The organism is Micromonospora humidisoli (genome assembly GCF_016900955.1).
In the GTDB taxonomy this organism is placed as follows: Bacteria; Actinomycetota; Actinomycetes; order Mycobacteriales; family Micromonosporaceae; genus Micromonospora; species Micromonospora wenchangensis.
Window position 1 is genome coordinate 956,500 of sequence record NZ_JAFEUO010000001.1, and the last position, 17,997, is coordinate 974,496.

Genomic DNA, 17,997 nt, shown 5'->3' on the forward strand with positions numbered 1-17,997 from the left:
ACTGCTGTCCGCCCCGGCGGCCCGCCCGAGGTCGGCGGCGCGTCCCGGCCACGGGCCGGCAGTGGCTTTCCCGCCGACCGGCTGCGGTGGCGTCCCGGCCACGAGCGGGCGGTAACGGCCCGGCCGAGGCCGGCGGCGGTGGCGTCCCGGTGGGGGCACCGACCGGGGGCGGGCGCACCGGACCGACGCCGTGGGGCCGGATCGGCGTACGCTGGCGGCACGGTCCCGCCCGGGACCGGGGTGACGCCGGTGCCGACCGGTCAGCGTGGAGAGGGTGACGCGGAGGTCATGTCGACCGACGAGAGCCGGATGTCGCTACGGGGCATCCTGCGCCGGTTCACCGCCAGCGAGGCCGAGATCGAGGCGCAGGAGCTGCGCCGGGAGAGCGCCGAGTCCGGTGGCGTGCTGGCCCGGCAGTGCATGCGGGGGCAGGTGGTCTCGGTCGCCGGGCGGCTGCGCACCGTGGTCTACACGCCCCGGACCAACCTGCCCACCCTGGAGGCGGACCTCTACGACGGCAGTGACGTGGTCACCCTGGTCTGGCTGGGCCGCCGGCACATCGCCGGCATCGAGCCGGGCCGGCACCTCACCGCCCGGGGCCGGGTCGCCGTCCGGGACGACCGCAAGGTGATCTACAACCCGTACTACGAGCTGGAGTCGCCGAAGTGACGACGGGACAGCCCCCGGCCACCGAGCCGCAGACCACCCCGCCTGACGACGAGCGGCTGCCCAGCCTCGCCGAGCAGATGGCCGACCAGCTCGGCGGTTGGCGCGGGCTGGTCGAGTCCAGCATCCCCGTGGTGGTGTTCGTGCTGGCCAACGTGGTCGGCGAGCTGCGGCCGGCGGTGATCGCCTCGGTCGGGGTGGCGGTGCTGATCGCGATCGTCCGGCTGGTCCAGCGCCGCCCGGTCCGGCACGCCGTCAACGGGCTGTTCGGCATCGCGATCGGCGCGGCCATCGCCTGGCGTACCGGGGACGAGCGGGACTTCTATCTCCCGGGCATCCTCTACGGCATCGGCTACGGCATCGCCCTGCTGCTCTCCGCGGTGATCCGGCAGCCCCTGGTCGGGTGGATCTGGTCGGTGCTGGTGGCCAAGGGGCGCTCCGAGTGGCGCGACGACCCCCGGCTGGTGCGTACCTTCACCCAGCTCACCGTGCTCTGGGGGGTGGTCTGGCTGGCGAAGGTCGGGGTGCAGGCCGGGCTCTACCTGGCCCACCAGGACACCGCGCTGGGGGTGGCCCGGCTCGCCCTCGGCTACCCGCCCTACGCGCTGCTGCTGCTGATCACGGTCTGGGTGGTGCGCCGGGTGACCCGGGAGTCCGCACCGCAGCCGCTGCCCGGCGGCTGACCTCCAGGGCCGGCACCCGGGGCCGCCGGGGCCGGTCTCCAGTCTCCAGGGTCTCCTGGGCGGCCGGCGCACCCAACCGTCCGGCACCCGCCGGGCGGGACGGTCAGCCCGTGCCGCGGGTCCGTTCCACGCTGTCCGGGCCGAGGATCACCCCGCGCACCTCGTCCTCCACCTGGGCGGTGCACACGAAGATCAGCTCGTCGCCGGCCTCGATCGGGTCGTCGGGGCTGGGCACCAGCACCCGCTTGCCGCGCAGGATCGCCACCAGCGCGGCGTCCCGGGGGATCGGCACGGCGTGGATCGGCTGGCCGACGTAGGGCGCGGTCGGCGGCAGGGTGATCTCCACCAGGTTCGCCTCGCCCTGCCGGAACGTCATCAACCGGACCAGGTCGCCGACGGTGACCGCCTCCTCGACCAGGGCGGCCATCACCCGGGGCTTGCTGACCGCCACGTCGACGCCCCACTGCTCGGTGAACAGCCACTCGTTCTCGGCCCGGTTGACCCGGGCCACCACCCGGGGCACCGCGAACTCGGTCTTGGCCAGCAGGGACACCACCAGGTTGACCTTGTCGTCGCCGGTGGCGGCGACCACCACGTCGCAGCCCGCGACGTTCGCCTCCTCCAGGCTCGCCAGCTCGCAGGCGTCGGCCAGCACCCAGTCGGCGGTCGGCACCCGGTCCGGGCGCAGCATCCGGGGCTGCCGTTCGATCAGCATCACCTGGTGGCCGTTGTCGATCAGCTCCTGGGCGATCGACCGGCCCACGTTGCCGGCGCCCGCGATGGCGATCCGCATGGCTCAGTGCCCTCCTTCGGGCGGCGTGGCGGCCACCGCGGTGACCTGGGCGGCGATGTCGTCGGTGACCAGCAGGTAGAGCTGGTCACCCTCCTGCACGACGCTGGACGCGGTGGGCAGCATGCCGATGCCGAAGCGGGTCAGGTACGCCACCCGGGTCCCGGCCGCCTCCTCCAACTGGCGCAGCGGCCGGCCGATCCAGTCCTTGTGCACCGGCACCTCGATGATCGACACGGTGCTGGTCGGGTCCCGGAAGATCTCCACGTTGCCCTCGGGGACCAGGTGGCGCAGCATCCGGTCGGCCGTCCAGCGGACGGTGGCGACGGTGGGGATGCCGAGCCGCTCGTAGACCTGCGCCCGGCGCTGGTCGTAGATCCGGGCGGCGACCCGGGAGACGCCGAACGTCTCGCGGGCCAACCGGGCCGAGATGATGTTGGAGTTGTCGCCGCTGGAGACGGCGGCGAAGGCGTCCGCCCGTTCGATGCCGGCCTGGCGCAGCACCTCGCCGTCGAAGCCGGCGCCGGTGACGGTGATCCCGGCGAAGTCGGGGCCGAGGCGGCGGAACGCGTCGGCGTCCTGGTCGATCACCGCCACCGAGTGCCCCCGGGACTCCAGGCTCTGGGCCAGCGTCGAGCCGACCCGCCCACAGCCCATGATCACGACGTGCACGGTGTCCCTCCCAAGGTGTGCCCGCCTCCCGGCGACTGTCGTCTGCGAGCCTGCCACGTCCACCCCGACCACGGGGGACCGAACGGTACCGCGCCGGGACCCGGGAGGGGGATCAGGCACCCCCCGGCGACCACGATCCGGTGGTCGTACCCTTAGCGCTTGTGGCCAGTCCCACCTCGCTGCTGAAGCGACTCCTCGTCGGTCGACCGTTCCGGTCGGACCGGCTCCAGCACACCCTCCTGCCCAAGCGCATCGCCCTGCCGGTCTTCGCCTCCGACGCGCTGTCCAGCGTCGCGTACGCCCCGGACGAGATCCTGCTGACCCTCTCCATCGCCGGGGCGTCGGCGTTCCTGTTCTCCCCCTGGATCGCCCTCGCGGTGGTCGTGGTCATGCTGACCGTGGTGGCCAGCTACCGGCAGAACGTGCACGCCTACCCCTCCGGCGGCGGCGACTACGAGGTGGCCACGGTCAACCTGGGTCCCCGGGCCGGGCTGGCGGTGGGCAGCGCGCTGCTGGTCGACTACGTGCTGACCGTCGCCGTGTCGGTCTCCTCCGGGGTGGCCAACCTCGGGTCGGTGGTGCCCTTCGTGGCCAGCCACAAGGTGCTGATCGCGGTGAGCGCGGTGGTGCTGCTGACCGCGATGAACCTGCGCGGGCTGCGCGAGTCCGGCACCGCGTTCGCCATCCCCACGTACGGCTTCGTGATCGTCATCGGCGGGATGATCCTCACCGGGCTGGTCCGGTACTTCGTCCTCGGCGACGACCTGCGCGCCCCCAGCGCGGGACTGGAGATCCAGGCCGAGCACAGCGTGACCGGCTTCGCGCTGATCTTCCTGCTGCTGCGGACCTTCTCCTCCGGCTGCGCCGCGCTGACCGGGGTCGAGGCGATCTCCAACGGGGTGCCGGCGTTCAAGGCCCCGAAGAGCCGCAACGCCGCCACCACCCTGCTGCTGCTCGGCAGCATCTCGGTGGCCATGCTGGTCGGCATCATCTGGCTGGCCCGGCTCACCGGCCTCCAGTTCGTCGAGGACCCCACCACGCAGATCCTCTCCGGCCCCGACGGGTACGTGCAGAAGACCGTGACCACCCAGCTCGGCGAGACCGTCTTCGGCGGCGGGTCGGTGCTGCTCTACGTGGTCGCCGGAATGACCGCGCTGATCCTGTTCCTGGCCGCGAACACCGCGTTCAACGGCTTCCCGGTGCTCGGCTCGATCCTCGCCCAGGACCGCTACCTGCCCCGGCAACTGCACACCCGGGGCGACCGGCTGGCGTTCTCCAACGGCATCGTCTTCCTCGCCGTCTTCGCGATCGTGCTGATCGTCGGTTTCCAGGCCGAGGTGACCAAGCTGATCCAGCTCTACATCGTCGGCGTCTTCGTCTCGTTCACGCTCTCCCAGGCCGGCATGATCCGGCACTGGAACCGGCACCTGCGCACCGAGCGGGACCCGCAGGCCCGCCGGCGGATGTTCCGCTCCCGGGCGATCAACGCGTTCGGCATGGCGATGACCGGCACCGTCCTGGTCATCGTGCTGATCACCAAGTTCCTGCTCGGCGCGTGGATCGCCATCGCCGCGATGGGGGTGATCTACCTGCTGATGCTGGCCATCCGCCGGCACTACGACCGGATCGCCGCCGAGCTGGAACCGACCGAGGTACGCGGCGTGCTGCCCGCCCGTAACCATGCCATCGTGCTGGTCAGCAAGCTGCACCAGCCGACCCTGCGGGCCATCGCCTACGCCCGCGCCACCCGGCCGGACACGCTGACCGCGGTCACCGTCAACGTGGACGAGAAGGACACCCGGCAACTCCAGCAGGAGTGGGAGCGGCGGGAACTGCCGGTGCCGCTGACCGTGGTCGACTCGCCGTACCGGGAGATCACCAGGCCGATCCTGAACTTCGTGGCGAACACCCGCCGGGAGTCGCCCCGCGACGTGGTCACCGTCTTCATCCCCGAGTACGTCGTGGGCCACTGGTGGGAGAACCTGCTGCACAACCAGAGCGCGCTGCGGCTCAAGGGCCGGCTGCTCTTCGAGCCGGGCGTGATGGTGACCAGTGTGCCCTGGCAGTTGGCCTCCACCGCGACCAAGAACCTCGACCGGCTGGACGAGACGCTGAGTCGTACCCCCGCCCGGGGGCCCCGGGTCACGCCGCACAGCGCCCCGCCGCCCGTCCCGCCGGTGGCTGCCGCGTCCGGCGAGCCCGGCCCGTCGACCGGAGACCGCCCGTGACCGCTTACCCCGGCCCCGCCCGTTCCGCGACCCCCGCCCGTTCCGGCCCGGCCGGCAGCGACGACGCCGGTGCGGACCAGCGTCCCGGGCCGGACCGACGGGCCGGGCAGGATCTTCGGGCCGGGCAGGATCAGCTGCGCGGGCAGGAGCTTCGGCCCGGGTTGGAGGAGGCCGAACGGGTCGAGCTGACAGTCGACGCGGTCGCCCCCGGCGGGCACTGCGTGGCCCGGGTCGACGGCCAGGTGGTCTTCGTCCGGCACGCGCTGCCCGGGGAACGGGTGGTCGCCGAGGTGACCGAGCTGCACCGGGGGTTCGCCCGCGCCGACGCCGTCGAGATCGTCGAGGCGTCGCCGGACCGGGTCGCCCCGCCCTGCCCGTACGCCAGGCCGGGCGGCTGCGGCGGCTGCGACCTGCAACACGTCGCCCCGGCCGCCCAGCTCGACTGGAAGACGACCGTGGTCCGCGAGCAGCTCAGCCGGCTCGGCGGGCTCACCGACGCCGAGATCGACGTGCTGCGGGTCAGCGTCGCGCCGCTGCCCGGCGGCCCGCTGGGCTGGCGCTCCCGGGTCCGCTACGCGGTCGACGCCACCGGCCGGGCCGGGCTGCTCAAGCACCGCTCGCACGAGGTGGTGCCGATCGACCGGTGCCTGATCGCCCACCCGGCGATCCAGGCGCTGCCGGTGCTCGGGCAGAACTGGCCGGCGGCCGACGCGGTGGCGACGGTCGCCTCCACCGGCGGCGAGGTGGTGGTCACCGCCCTCGCCGACGGGACGCCCACCCCGGTCGACCTCCCCGCCGGTCCGGCGGCGACCGACCCCGCCGGCCCGTCCCCGGCCGGCCCGGCGACGGTACGCGAGGTCGCCGCCGGTCGGGACTGGACGGTGCCGTCCGGCGGGTTCTGGCAGGTGCACCCGGCCGCTGCCGACACCCTGGCCGACACGGTCCTCGACCTGCTCGACCCGCAGCCCGGCGAGTCCGTCTGGGACCTGTACGGCGGGGCCGGCCTGTTCGCCGCCGCGCTCGCCGCCCGGGTCGGCCCGGACGCGCGGATCACCGTGGTCGAGTCAGCCGCCGAGGGAGTAGCCGCCGCCCGACGTAACCTCGCCGACCTGTCCCGGGTCGAGGTGGTCGCCGCCCGGGTGGAGACCGCCCTGGCCCGCCGCCGGATCACCGGCCCGGTCGACCTGGTGGTGCTCGACCCGCCCCGTACCGGTGCGGGCGCGGCGGTGGTGCGGGACATGATCGCCGCCACCCCCCGCGCGGTCGCGTACGTGGCCTGCGACCCGGCCGCCTTCGCCCGGGACGTACGCACCTTCGGCCGGGCCGGCTGGCGGCTGGCCGCCCTGCGCGGCTACGACCTGTTCCCGATGACCCAGCACGTCGAACTGGTCGGCCTGTTCCTGCCCCCGGCCCGCTGACTAGCCTGGCCCGATGAAGATCGTCGGGCTGATGTCGGGCACCTCGTACGACGGGGTGGACGTGGTCGCCGCCGAGTTCACCACCGCCGGGGACACCCTGCGGATGCGCCCGCTCGGGCACCGGGAGTGCGGCTACGACGCGGAGCTGCGGGAGCGGATCGGGGCGGTGCTGCCGCCGGGGCCCACCACGGTCGAGGCGGTCTGCCGGCTCGACAACGCCCTCGGCGCGGTGTTCGCCGACGCCGCCGCGCTCGGCGTCGAGCTGGCCGGCGGGCGGGCCGACCTGGTCGTCTCACCTGGGCAGACCGTCTTCCACTGGGTCGACGGCGGCACCGTGCGGGGCACCCTCCAGCTCGGCGCGCCGGCCCGGGTCGCCGCCCGGGTGGGCGTACCCGTGCTGTCGGACCTGCGGTCGGCGGACGTCGCCGCCGGCGGGCAGGGCGCGCCGCTGGTCCCCGCCTTCGACGCCCTGTTGCTCGCCCCGGCCGCCGACGCCGAGCCGGGCGGGCGGCCCGGCGGCGGGGTGCGGGCGGCGCTCAACCTGGGCGGTATCGCCAACCTCACCGTGGTCGCGCCGGACGCCCCCGTGCTCGGCTACGACGTGGGCCCGGCCAACGCCCTGCTCGACGCGGCGGCCCGGCGGTTGCTCGACCGGCCCTGCGACGTCGACGGGGCACGAGCGGCGGCCGGCCGGGTGCACCCCGGGCTGCTGGCGTTGCTGCTCGCCGAGCCCTACTACGCGGCGGAACCGCCCAAGTCGACAGGCAAGGAACTGTTCCACGCCGGCTACCTCGACGACCGGCTGGCGGCGCTCGGGGAACCGGTCGGCCGCGACGACGTGTTCGCCACGCTGACCGAGCTGACCGCCCGGACGGTCGCCGACGCCTGCCGGCGGCACCGGGTGACCGAGCTGGTTGCTGCCGGCGGCGGGGTCCGCAACCCGACCCTGTGGGGCCGGCTGTCCGCCCTCGGCGGCGGCCGGTGGACGCTGCGCACCACCGACGACCTGGGGGTGCCCGCCCAGGCCCGGGAGGCGTACGCGTTCGCCCTGCTCGGGTGGCTGTCCTGGCACGGGCTGCCGGGCGCGCTGCCCTCGGTGACCGGCGCGCGGCGGGCCGCCGTGCTGGGTTCGTGGACGCCGTCCGGGCCGCCGTACGGGGTGGTCGCGCCGCCCCCGCCCCGCCGGCTGGTCGTGCTCCGCTGATCCAGGGGTCCACCTGCGGTGATCCACGGCAAGGCTGCGGAGTGTGCGGCGGCCGATAGACTCTCTCGTCATGAGTGTTGACGAGGACACGGCCAACCACGGTCGGCTACTGGGCACCGTCCGTGGTCCGCAGGACGTGAAGCGGATGACCGGCGAACAGCTGGACATCCTCGCCGCCGAGATCCGTGACTTCCTGATCGCCAAGGTGTCCCGGACCGGCGGGCACGTCGGCCCCAACCTGGGCGTGGTGGAGCTGACCCTGGCCATGCACCGGGTCTTCGACTCGCCGCGTGACCGGCTCCTGTTCGACACCGGCCACCAGTCGTACGTGCACAAGATCCTCACCGGCCGGCAGGACGGCTTCGACAAGCTCCGCCAGCGCGGTGGCCTCTCCGGCTACCCCAGCCAGGGCGAGAGCGAGCACGACCTGATCGAGAATTCGCACGCCTCCACCGCCCTGTCCTACGCCGACGGCCTGGCCAAGGCGTACGCCCTGCGGGGCGAGCAGCGCAGCGTGGTCGCCGTGGTCGGCGACGGGGCGCTCACCGGCGGCATGTGCTGGGAGGCGCTGAACAACATCGCCACCGCCGGCAACCGGCTGGTGATCGTGGTCAACGACAACGGCCGCTCCTACTCGCCCACCATCGGCGGCCTGGCCGACCACCTGTCGTCGCTGCGGCTCAACCCCGGCTACGAGAAGGTCCTCGACACGGTCAAGGACGCCCTCGGCAACACCCCGTTCGTCGGCAGGCCGATGTACGAGGTGCTGCACGCGGTCAAGAAGGGCATCAAGGACGCGGTCGCCCCGCAGGCGATGTTCGAGGACCTCGGCATCAAGTACGTCGGCCCGGTCGACGGGCACGACGTCGCCGCCGTCGAGTCGGCGCTGCGCGCGGCCAAGAACTTCGGCGGCCCGGTGATCGTGCACGCGGTGACCCGCAAGGGCTACGGCTACCGCCCGGCCGAGGAGGACGAGGCGGACTGCCTGCACGGTCCGGGCGCGTTCGACGTCGAGACCGGCAAGCTGCTCGCCGCCCCGTCGGTGAAGTGGACGCAGGTCTTCGCCGACGAACTGGTCGCCATCGCCGACGAGCGGCCCGACGTGGTGGGGATCACCGCCGCGATGGCCGAGCCGACCGGCATCGCCACCCTGGCCCGCAAGCACCCCCACCGGGTGTACGACGTGGGCATCGCCGAGCAGCACGCGGCAACCTCCGCGGCCGGCCTGGCGATGGGTGGCCTGCACCCGGTGGTGGCGGTCTACGCGACCTTCCTCAACCGCGCCTTCGACCAGGTTCTGCTGGACGTGGCGATGCACCGGTTGCCGGTGACCTTCGTGCTGGACCGGGCCGGCATCACCGGGCCGGACGGGCCGAGCCACTACGGCATCTGGGACATGTCGGTCTTCGGGGTGGTGCCGGGGCTGCGGATCGCCGCCCCCCGCGACTCCGCCAGCCTCCGCGAGGAGCTGCGCGAGGCGATCGCCGTCGACGACGGTCCCACCATCGTCAGGTTCCCCACCGGCACCGTCGCCGCCGACCTGCCGGCGATCCGCCGGGTGGGCCCGGTCGACGTGCTGGCCGAGTCGGCGCGTACCGACGTGCTGCTGGTGGCGGTGGGCGCCTTCGGCCTGCTCGGGATGGAGGTGGCGACCCGGCTGGCCGAGCAGGGCTACGGCGTGACCGTGGTCGACCCGCGTTGGGTGCGTCCGGTGCCGGCCGAACTGGTCGAGCTGGCCGCCGGGCACCGCCTGGTCGTCACCGTCGAGGACGGCGTACGGATCGGCGGTGTCGGTGACGCGCTGGGTCAGGCGATGCGCGACGCCGACGTCCGGGTGCCGTTGCGCGACCTGGGCGTACCGGCCGACTGGCACCCGCACGGGACCCGGGCGCAGATCCTCGCCGACCTGCGGCTGACCGCGCAGGACGTGGCCCGCGACGTCACCGGCTGGATCTCCGGCCTGGACGGCGACGCCCCCTCGGTGGAGACGGTCCGCCTCCCGGCCCCCGACACCACCCCCAACTGATCCACCCCGACCCCAGGGGCGGTCCCGGCCCTGCCGCGACCGCCCCTGCGCCCGTCTCCCGGCCCGCGCCCTCCTCCACCACTCGCCTCGCGCGTATCGCCGCCCCCTCCGCCCCCGGTGATCAAGAGGTTTGCGTCAACCCAGAGATCAACTTTGACGCAAACCTCTTGATCACCGGGGCGAGCCGGGGGGTGGGGGGCGAGGTGGGTGGGGTGGGGGGTCAGCGGCCGCCGGCGGAGCGGTAGTAGGTCTTTTCGGCGGTGGCCAGGCTGAAGGTCTGCCGGGAGGCGGGCATCGGGACGACCACCAGGCCGGGACGTTCCACCAGGCGGGGGGTGCCGGGCGGCACCGACAGGGAGGCGTCCCGGTTGCCCCGCCAGGTGAGCACCACCAGCGGCTGCCCGGGCACCGGCAGCACGTAGGTCTGCAACGGGTTGGACCGGTCGGCGGGGGAGACCACAGGCGTGCCGTCGCCGGCCGGCCGGTAGACCACCGCGGTCATCGTTCCCGCGTCGGTCTCCCAGGTGAGCTGCTCCAGGTCGCCGGGGTCGTTACCGCCGCCCAGCGTCATCTCGCCGATGGCCCGCACGGCCACCTTCTCCATCGGCCACGACTCGGGCACCGACCGGGGGGCGTCCCGGTCGCCGATGCGGCGCGGGATGCTCCCGAACGGCCCCTGCTCGTCGGCCAGCACGCAGGTGTCCAACCCGTCGAGGGCCCGCCGGCCGGAACCGGTGTCGTCGCGGACCAGGGGATACCTCGGGTCGACGGTGGCCGCGCCCAGGTCGAGCAGACGGTCGGCGGCCCGCCCCCGGGGCAGCGACTCGGTGGCCCGCAGGGTGGCCGTCACCGGCACCGCCCGGCAGTCGGGCACCTTCACCGCACCGGTCAGCCCGTCGGTCAGCATCAGCGCCCGACCGTCCGGGCCGAGCAGCCGCTCCACCCGGCCCGAGGTCAGGTAGCGCCGGCCGTCCGGCAGGTGCAGCGGGAGGACGTCGGCATAGACCAGGTAACCCGGGTCGGTGTACTCGCTGGCGCGGGTCACCTCGTAGCGGCCGTCGCGCCCGGTGAGCTGGAGCAGCCAGGAGGCGCTCTCCCCGGGCACGTCGGCGGCGACCAGGGCCAGCGGCACGCCGTCGACCGCACCCGACCAGAGAATCCCCGACGACGGCAGGTGGACCCGGTCGTCGACAGGCGAACGCCAGGCGCGGACCGCCTCGGTCACCGCCGCCGTCGCCGTGGCGTCCCCGGCGAGCGCGCCGCGCGGCGGCCACACCGCGCGGGTGCCGTCCAGGCTGTCGTAGCCGACCCGCAGCTCGTGCACCTGACGCGAGGCGACCGGGCCGCACGCCGGGGCGGCCAGCAGCAGGGCGAGCAGCGCGGCGACCGTCGTGCCGCGACGGCGAACCGATGCCATCCCTACGCCCCCGATCGCGTCGCCGTCGTTGTCGGAAGACCACATGGTACGCAACGCCCGGTGACGCCCCGCAGCCGTGTCCCGATGACCACAAGGGACACCAGAGTGAATTTCGGGCTTTTTCCCGGCTCCGGTAGACTCCGCCGACTGTGACGTCTGCCGAGCCCCGTGGCGCCTCCGCACCGGCCCCCGACGACTCCGAGGGCTCTGCCCGAGGCACGACGGCCACCGCGACAGCGCCCGCACCCGTGACCCGTTGCACCCCTGCCGACCTGCGTCTCGCCGACGTGCCGGCCCCCGTGGACCGGACGGTCGAGGCGACGCCTGTCGACGCGCCGCCGGTGGGGACGACACCCGACGGGCCGGCCACGGCAGCTGACGTCGACGGTGCCGACGCGGCGACGGTGGCCGTACCGGAGCGGGGGGTTGCGGACACGGACGGTGACGGCGCGACGCCGGCCGCATGGTGGCGGCGCTGGCGCTGGACCGCCCGCCGCAAGGACCTGGTGGTGTACGGCATCTTCCTGCTCGTCGCGCTCTGGGTGACCAGCCGGATCTGGGCCGACCCGGCCGGCCGGGTGGCCTCGCTCTATAGCAGCGACCCGGCGCAGGTGCAGTTCTTCCTCGCCCACTCGGTGCGGGTGGTGCTGCACGGGGAGTTCCCGTTCTACACCGACCAGTTCAACTACCCCGACGGCGTCAACCTGATGGCCAACACGGCGGTGCTGGCGCTGGGCATCCCGATGGTGCCGGTCACCCTGCTGTTCGGGCCGGCGGTCTCCTTCGTGGTGCTGGTCACCCTGGGCCTGGCCGGCACCGCCGCCGCCTGGTACCACGTGCTGTCCCGGCACCTGGTGCGGCGGCGGCTCGCCGCGGCGGTCGGCGGCTGGTTCTGCGGGTTCTCCCCGGCGATGCTCTCGCACGCCAACTGGCACCCCAACATCATCAGCCAGTTCCTGCTGCCGTTCATCGTGTGGCGGGTGATGGTGCTGACCCGCTCCACCCGGCCGGTGCGCGACGGGCTGCTGCTCGCCGTGCTGGTCACCGGGCAGGCGTTCATCAACGAGGAGATCCTGCTCTTCACCGCCCTGGCCTGCGGCATCTTCCTGATCGCCATGGTGGCCCAGCGGCCGGCGCTCTGGTCGGCGGCGTGGCGGCCCCTGGCCACCGGGCTGGCCGCGTGCGCGGTGCTGGCCGGGGCGCTGCTGGCGTACCCGCTCTACATCCAGTTCGCCGGGCCGATGGCGTACCACGGGCTCAGCGACGCGGTGCAGGACTACGGCAACGACATCGCCGCCTTCTTCGCCCCCGGCTCGCCCACCTTCGGCGGCAACGAACGGGCCAACGTCAACCTGGCCCCGAACTACTCCGAGGAGAACGCCTTCTTCGGTTGGAGCCTGTCACTGATCGCCGTCGGCATCGTGCTCTGGCTGCGCCGCGAACGCCTCGTCCGGGCGCTCGCCGTGACCGGCGCGTTCTTCGCGCTGCTCTCCCTCGGCGAGCGGATCTCCTGGTGGGGGCGGGACCTGGTCACCGGGCCGTGGGAACTGCTGGTGCGGCTGCCGCTGCTGGACGCGGTGGTGCCCACCCGGTTCGCCCTGATCACCTCCGTGGTGATCGGCATGCTGCTGGCGCTGGCCGTGCAGCGGGCCTGGACGCTGCGCGGCGCGCAGTGGCAGCACGCCAAGACCGTCACGGTGGCCGCCCTGGTGCTGGCGCTGCTGCCGATCGTGCCGATGCCGTTGAAGGTGACCTCCCGCCCGCCGGTGCCGGACTTCATCACCGCCGACCGCTGGCGCGAGTACGTCGGCCCCGGGCAGACCCTGGTGCCGGTGCCCGTGCCCAGCATGGGCAACACCCACGGGATGCGCTGGGCGGCGGCCACCAACCTGGACTTCAAGATCCCGGGTGGCTACTTCCTCGCCCCGCGCAACGGCAACACCGGTGACCCGGGCCGGTTCGGCGGGCGGCCCAGCGGCATCGGGCAGCTGCTCGACGAGGTGGCCACCACCGGGCGGACCACCAAGCTGGACGACCGGCAGCGCCGCCGCAGCCTGGACGAGCTGCGGCACTGGAACGCCGCGGTGCTGGTGCTGCCGCTGCGCCAGCACAACGCGGAGCCGCTGCGTCGCACCGTCGAGCAGTTGGTCGGCCCCGCCCGCCGGGAACTCGACGTGTGGGTGTGGGACGTCCGACCGCTGTCCGCCCGCACCGCCTGACCGTTCCGGTGGGACCCGGCCGGACCGACGGGCCGGCCGGGTCCCACCGTGCGCCGGTCGGGCCACCGCGCCAGGGCGGGCGGGTCAGTCGACCAGGGGGCGGACGTCCCAGAGCCAGACATCGTCGACCCGCTGTGCCGGGCCGAGCAGGCCGGTCATCAGGTCCCGCAGCACCGCCTCGCGCGGATGGGCCCCCAGCACCACCACCGACGCCCGCCAGAACCGCAGGTCCTCCAGCGCCTGCCGGCGGTTCTCCCCGGTCAGCGCGGGCACCGTGCCGGCGTCGATGGTGGCGTAGATCAGGGTGCTGGTAGGCCGGTTCGGCGCGCCGAAGACGCCCTCGCCCAGCTCGTTGGGGCCGATGAAGTAGCCCCCCGGCACCGGGAACTCGTGCCCGGTCAGCGCGCTCCAACGCAGCGTGGACAGGCCGTGCACGTTGCTCGGGATCGGCACCGGGACCAGGGTGCGCCCGGCCGGCACGTACGGCCGCCAGCCGCCGGCGGTGATGAAGTGCGGCGGCAGGTCGATGTGCTGCGCGGGCAGCGGACGGGGGAACAGCGGCAGCACCGCCAGCGCGATCGCCGCGTACCCGACCGGCCGGACCCACCGGCGACGGGTCGGCGTGGCCTTCCCGGCGCTGTCGACGGGGGTGTCGTCGGCGGCGGCGCGCGGCATCGGCACCCGGGGCCGGCCGTGGCCGCCCACCGCGTCCCAGGCCAACGCGTCCCAGGCCAACGCGAGCAGGACGCCGACCGCACCGGTCACCACCAGGGTCAGCCGGGTCGGCATCATCATCTCGACCAGCGGCAGGTCGTCCGGGATGTACGCCCACGGGCCGTCCACGGTGGTCTCCACCCCGTTGAACCGCACCTTGGGGCCGATCGCGGCGACGGTGAAGACCACCACCAGCACCCCGGCGACCCGGGCGGCCAACGACCGCCGCCAGAGCAGCACCAGCGCGGCCAGCGTGACCAGCACCAACGGCCAGCCGAACCAGGTGTTCTGCTCGGTCAGGCCGATGGTCTTCTCGACCGCCTCGTCCCCGGCGACCGTGTCCCGGGCGAAGGTGACGAAGGCCATCAGGTCCTCGCCCCAGTTGTGGAACACCCCGCCCTGCAACCCCCGGTAGGACTGCGGCCCGTTGAACTGGTACCAGATCGGGTACGCGGTGAGCAGCAGCGCCAGCCCGCCGCCGACCCCGAGCGCGGCCAGGAAACCGCCGGCCCGAGCCCGGGCCTCGCGGGGCCGCTGCACCACGTACGCCAGCACCGCCACCAGGCAGGCCAGCGCGGTCAGCAGCAGCATCTCCTCGTTGATGAAGACCTGGTACGCGACCAACAGGCCCAGCACCAGCCCGTCGCGCCGCCACCGGCCGGGCCGGCCCAGCAGCACCCGGGCCACGATCACCGGCAGCAGGAAGTTGGAGACGAAGTTGGGCTGCCCGTTGGCGTGGTGCACGATGCCCGGGGCGAAACCGAGGAACGCGCCGCCGACGAACGCGCCGGCCCGCGAGCGCACCAGGTGCCGGGAGAGCATCCAGTACGAGGTGGCCGCCGTCGCGGCCAGCGCCCCGCCCAGGTAGAGCGCGTACGTCACCTGCGGGCCGAACAGCAGCGTGACCGGGGCCAGCGGGATGGTCATGCCCAGCAGCGAGGTGTTCGCCATCATGTTCACCCCGTCCGGGGCGTTCTGCCTGGCGCTGAACAGCGGGTTCTCCAGGTGCCGCACGGAGTACGCGCCGTGGGTGAACAGCCACTCGAACCAGCTGTGGTCGGTCGGCAGGTGGGACGACACCCGGTGCTGCACGTCCACCCAGTAGTTCAGGCACACGAGAACGCCGATCAGCGCATAGGCTCCGATGGCGAGCACGTCGGCCCGGCCCGGCCGTCGCTGCGGGTCTGTCGCGTCGGGATCGACCGCATCGGGTTCGACCGCGTCGCGCGCGGACGTCGGGTTCAACGAGGGATCTACCACCGGCACGGCCACGACGGGCCATCGTACAGGCGACGACCGGCCGTCCCGGTGACCCGGTGTGTGGCGTTCCGCGTTGACCGGCGGGCGGTCGGCGGGGTGTGGCGGTCGAAAGAGGGTGCGCGTGACGGTCATCGATCTGGGTGAGCTGCGCGACGACCCGCTGCCGCAGCCACCCGGCCCCGCGCCCCGGGCCGTCGGCCGGCCGCTGCGGCTGGTGGTGGTGCTGGCGCTCACCCTGCTGGCGTTGACCGCCGCCGCGCCGGTGGCGAAGCGGGCGGCGTTCGTGGTGCCGGCCCCGCTCGGCTCGATGGTGCTGCTCCACGACGGGGAGGTCTTCCTGCTCGAACCGGGCGGTGCCCCGACCGCTCCCGGCCGGCTCAGCGCCTGGACGATCCCCACCTCCCCGCAGGCGCGACCGGTGCGACGCTGGCAGGTGCCGGTACCGGTGTCGGTGACCGCCGGCTTCACGCAGCTGCGCCGGTACGCCGACGTGCTGCTGCTCACCGGCACGGTGAGCTGGCCGGACGGGGAGTACCTGACGTTCGCCCACGACCGGGACACCGGTCGGGTGCGGTGGCAGCGCGCCGGGACGGGCCTGTCCGCCGGCCCCGACCTGCTCTTCGAGGACGGCACGGACGGCCCACAGACCTACCACTCGGTCGACCCGAGCACGGGGCGGGACCGTTGGTCGGCGGCGGTGCCGGCGCTGTTCACCATGTTCCGTCACCGGGCCGACGGCGTGGACCGGATCGTGACGGTGGACGCCGGCGGCACGGCCGAGGTCTGGGACGCCCGACGCGGCGTACGCCTGCACAGTGGGCAGCTCGACCACGAGGGAACACCGTCGAACACCGCGTTCGAAGTCGTCGGTGACCTGCTGCTCGCCGTTCAGGGGAACTCCGGCCGACTCACCGGGTACGGCCTCGACGGGTTGGACCGCCGATGGGAGGTGCCGTTGACGACGCCGTCGTTCTTCGTCGCGTGCGGACCGTTGCTCTGCGCGCAGGGCGAGGCCGGCGGGGTGCGGGCGCTGGACCCGGCGACCGGCCGGACGGTGTGGCGCGACAACCGGTGGGAGCTGTCCGGGACCGAACGCGGCGGCCGGATGCTGGCGACCGGCCTGGGCCGGGGCGTCTGGCACCCGCTGGCGGTGCTCGACGTCGCCTCCGGGCGGGTCGCCGCCGAACTCGACGTCTGGAACGTCGCCGCGTCGAACAGCCCCGACGGGCCGGTGATCGGGTTACGCCCGGCCGGCGAGGGCCGGATGCTGGTCGCGGAGCTGGACGTGGCCGCCGCGCGGGTCCGGGTGCGCGACGTGCTGCCGGCCGTCTCCGGCGACTGTCAGAGCGACGGGCGGTTGCTGCTGTGCCGGCTGATGGACGGCAGGTTCGGGGTCTGGCAGGTGCCCCGGTGACGGTGATCGACCTGGGTGAGGTCGGGCACCACGACGAGCCGCCCCCGCCGGCACGCCGGCCCCGGGGCCCGCGGTCGGCCGGCCACCCGGCGGCCGTCGCCCTGACCGCCCTGCTCCTGCTGCTCACCCTGGCCGGCGCGGCACCCGGGCCGACCCGGTTGGCCCCGGTGCCCGTGCCGGACGTGCCGGAGCCTAGCCACCTGATCGTCGGGGGCCTGCTGGTGCTCGCCTACCCGTCGGCGCTCTCACCGGCGGGTAGCCGGCAGCTCACCGCGATCGACCTGGCCGACGGGCGGGTCCGCTGGGAGACGTCGCTGTCGCCCCGGCACCAACTGGTGGTGCTGGAGGGGGCCGGCGACGACGTGGTGGTCACCACCGACCCCGGTGGTGAACCGGTCTCCATGGTGCTCGACCACGTCGACGGGCGGGCCCGGTGGCGGCAGCCCGGGGTGGCGGTGCCGACCGCCGACGGCGGGCTGCTGCTGGAGGACCTGCACGTCGACCGGGTGGCGGTACGCGGGGTCGAGCCGGCGACCGGCGCGGTCCGCTGGACGGTCACCGCCGGGGCGGCCACCGTCGGCTACCGGCCGGGGGAGCGCGGCGTCGCGGAACTCGTCGTGGTGACCAGCGCCGGCCGGGCCGAGGCGTACGACGTCGACACCGGCGTACGCCGGCTCGCGTTCCCGGTGCCGCCCGCCCGCGGCGACCATCACCACGTGGCCCGACCGACCGGTGACCTGCTGCTGGTCGACGGGGAACCGGGCCGGCTGGCCGCCTACGACCTGGCGTCCGGCCGGCGACGGTGGGACACGCCGGTGCCGACGCCGGACGGCTGGTCCGTCCGGTCCTGCGGCGACGCCGTCTGCCTGGGAGAGGCGTTCGGGACCCGGGTGCTCGATCCGGTGACCGGCCGGGTGCGCTGGACCTCCGACTGGTGGGCCCCGGTCGCGTCGGTCGCCGGCCGGATGGTCGGGGTCAGCGCCGACGGGCAGCAGGGGCTGGCCCTGCTCGACGCGGCGACCGGTCGGTCCGTGGCCGAGCTGGGCAGGTGGGAGCTGGTCGACCAGTGGCCGCCCACCGACGCGCTGCTGGTCGTGCGGCCGGTCGGCGGCGGCCGGCAGTTGGTGGCCGAGCTGGACCCGACCGACGGCACGCTGCGGGTCCGGGACGTGTTGCCCGGCCGGTGGGAGGCCTGCTCGCGGAGCCAGGGGGTGCTGGTCTGCTGGCGGCAACGCGACAGCATCGGGGTGTGGCGGATGCCCGACTGACGGTGTCGCACGGCCCAC

13 protein-coding genes are annotated in these 17,997 nt (G+C 74.1%); 9 read left to right on the forward strand and 4 right to left on the reverse strand.

Translation table 11 applies throughout. The annotated features are described in order from the left end of the window. Window positions 1–288: 288 nt before the first annotated feature. Both JQN84_RS04225 and JQN84_RS04230 read left to right on the forward strand, forming a co-directional pair. Entirely contained in the window at window positions 289–669 is a 381-nt protein-coding gene (locus JQN84_RS04225; RefSeq protein ID WP_088646422.1) for an OB-fold nucleic acid binding domain-containing protein, read from the forward strand. Next, window positions 666–1,349, forward strand: a complete 684-nt coding sequence (locus JQN84_RS04230) for a DUF3159 domain-containing protein (protein WP_204957033.1) — start codon at window positions 666–668, stop codon at window positions 1,347–1,349. The genes JQN84_RS04225 and JQN84_RS04230 overlap by 4 nt, the downstream gene beginning before the upstream one ends. A 103-nt stretch (window positions 1,350–1,452) precedes the next feature. Here the strand turns inward: JQN84_RS04230 and JQN84_RS04235 are convergent, their stop codons facing one another. Both JQN84_RS04235 and JQN84_RS04240 read right to left on the reverse strand, forming a co-directional pair. Beyond that, a complete protein-coding gene (locus JQN84_RS04235; protein ID WP_145918516.1) occupies window positions 1,453–2,142 on the reverse strand; it encodes a potassium channel family protein in 690 nt (229 codons plus the stop codon). A 3-nt stretch (window positions 2,143–2,145) separates the two neighbouring features. Beyond that, complete coding sequence (locus JQN84_RS04240; RefSeq protein WP_088646419.1) at window positions 2,146–2,811, reverse strand: potassium channel family protein; 666 nt, start codon at window positions 2,809–2,811, stop codon at window positions 2,146–2,148. 161 nt (window positions 2,812–2,972) lie between these two features. Here JQN84_RS04240 and JQN84_RS04245 point away from each other — a divergent pair, with 161 nt between their 5' ends. From JQN84_RS04245 to dxs, 4 genes are all read left to right on the forward strand, one after another. Next, entirely contained in the window at window positions 2,973–5,039 is a 2,067-nt protein-coding gene (locus JQN84_RS04245; RefSeq protein WP_204957034.1) for an APC family permease, read from the forward strand. Between the two features lie 134 nt (window positions 5,040–5,173). Then, window positions 5,174–6,457: a class I SAM-dependent RNA methyltransferase gene (locus JQN84_RS04250; protein ID WP_204957333.1), complete on the forward strand. Its 1,284-nt coding sequence runs from the start codon at window positions 5,174–5,176 to the stop codon at window positions 6,455–6,457. 13 nt (window positions 6,458–6,470) lie between these two features. Then, a complete protein-coding gene (locus tag JQN84_RS04255; protein ID WP_204957035.1) occupies window positions 6,471–7,661 on the forward strand; it encodes an anhydro-N-acetylmuramic acid kinase in 1,191 nt (396 codons plus the stop codon). A gap of 70 nt (window positions 7,662–7,731) precedes the next feature. Continuing rightward, on the forward strand, window positions 7,732–9,687 hold the full coding sequence (gene dxs, locus JQN84_RS04260) for a 1-deoxy-D-xylulose-5-phosphate synthase (protein WP_204957036.1): 1,956 nt from the start codon (window positions 7,732–7,734) through the stop codon (window positions 9,685–9,687). A gap of 220 nt (window positions 9,688–9,907) precedes the next feature. Here dxs and JQN84_RS04265 read toward each other — a convergent pair whose 3' ends face one another. Further along, window positions 9,908–11,104 (reverse strand): hypothetical protein, encoded by a 1,197-nt coding sequence (locus JQN84_RS04265; RefSeq protein WP_204957037.1) that lies wholly within the window; start codon window positions 11,102–11,104, stop codon window positions 9,908–9,910. Between the two features lie 341 nt (window positions 11,105–11,445). Between JQN84_RS04265 and JQN84_RS04270 the strand changes: the two genes are divergently transcribed. Continuing rightward, window positions 11,446–13,323, forward strand: coding sequence for a DUF6311 domain-containing protein (locus tag JQN84_RS04270; protein ID WP_372445911.1), 1,878 nt, complete (start codon window positions 11,446–11,448; stop codon window positions 13,321–13,323). An 84-nt stretch (window positions 13,324–13,407) separates the two neighbouring features. Here the strand turns inward: JQN84_RS04270 and JQN84_RS04275 are convergent, their stop codons facing one another. After that, window positions 13,408–15,309 carry a DUF6311 domain-containing protein gene (locus JQN84_RS04275; protein ID WP_204957038.1) on the reverse strand — a complete coding sequence of 634 codons (1,902 nt, stop codon included), beginning with the start codon at window positions 15,307–15,309 and terminating at the stop codon, window positions 13,408–13,410. A 109-nt stretch (window positions 15,310–15,418) separates the two neighbouring features. Here JQN84_RS04275 and JQN84_RS04280 point away from each other — a divergent pair, with 109 nt between their 5' ends. Together JQN84_RS04280 and JQN84_RS04285 are read left to right on the forward strand one after the other, a co-directional pair. After that, window positions 15,419–16,711, forward strand: a complete 1,293-nt coding sequence (locus JQN84_RS04280) for an outer membrane protein assembly factor BamB family protein (protein ID WP_204957039.1) — start codon at window positions 15,419–15,421, stop codon at window positions 16,709–16,711. Beyond that, the gene (locus JQN84_RS04285; RefSeq protein WP_204957040.1) at window positions 16,708–17,979 is read left to right on the forward strand and encodes an outer membrane protein assembly factor BamB family protein; all 1,272 of its coding nucleotides are present in this window, start codon (window positions 16,708–16,710) and stop codon (window positions 17,977–17,979) included. The genes JQN84_RS04280 and JQN84_RS04285 overlap by 4 nt, the downstream gene beginning before the upstream one ends. The last annotated feature ends 18 nt before the right edge of the window (window positions 17,980–17,997 follow it).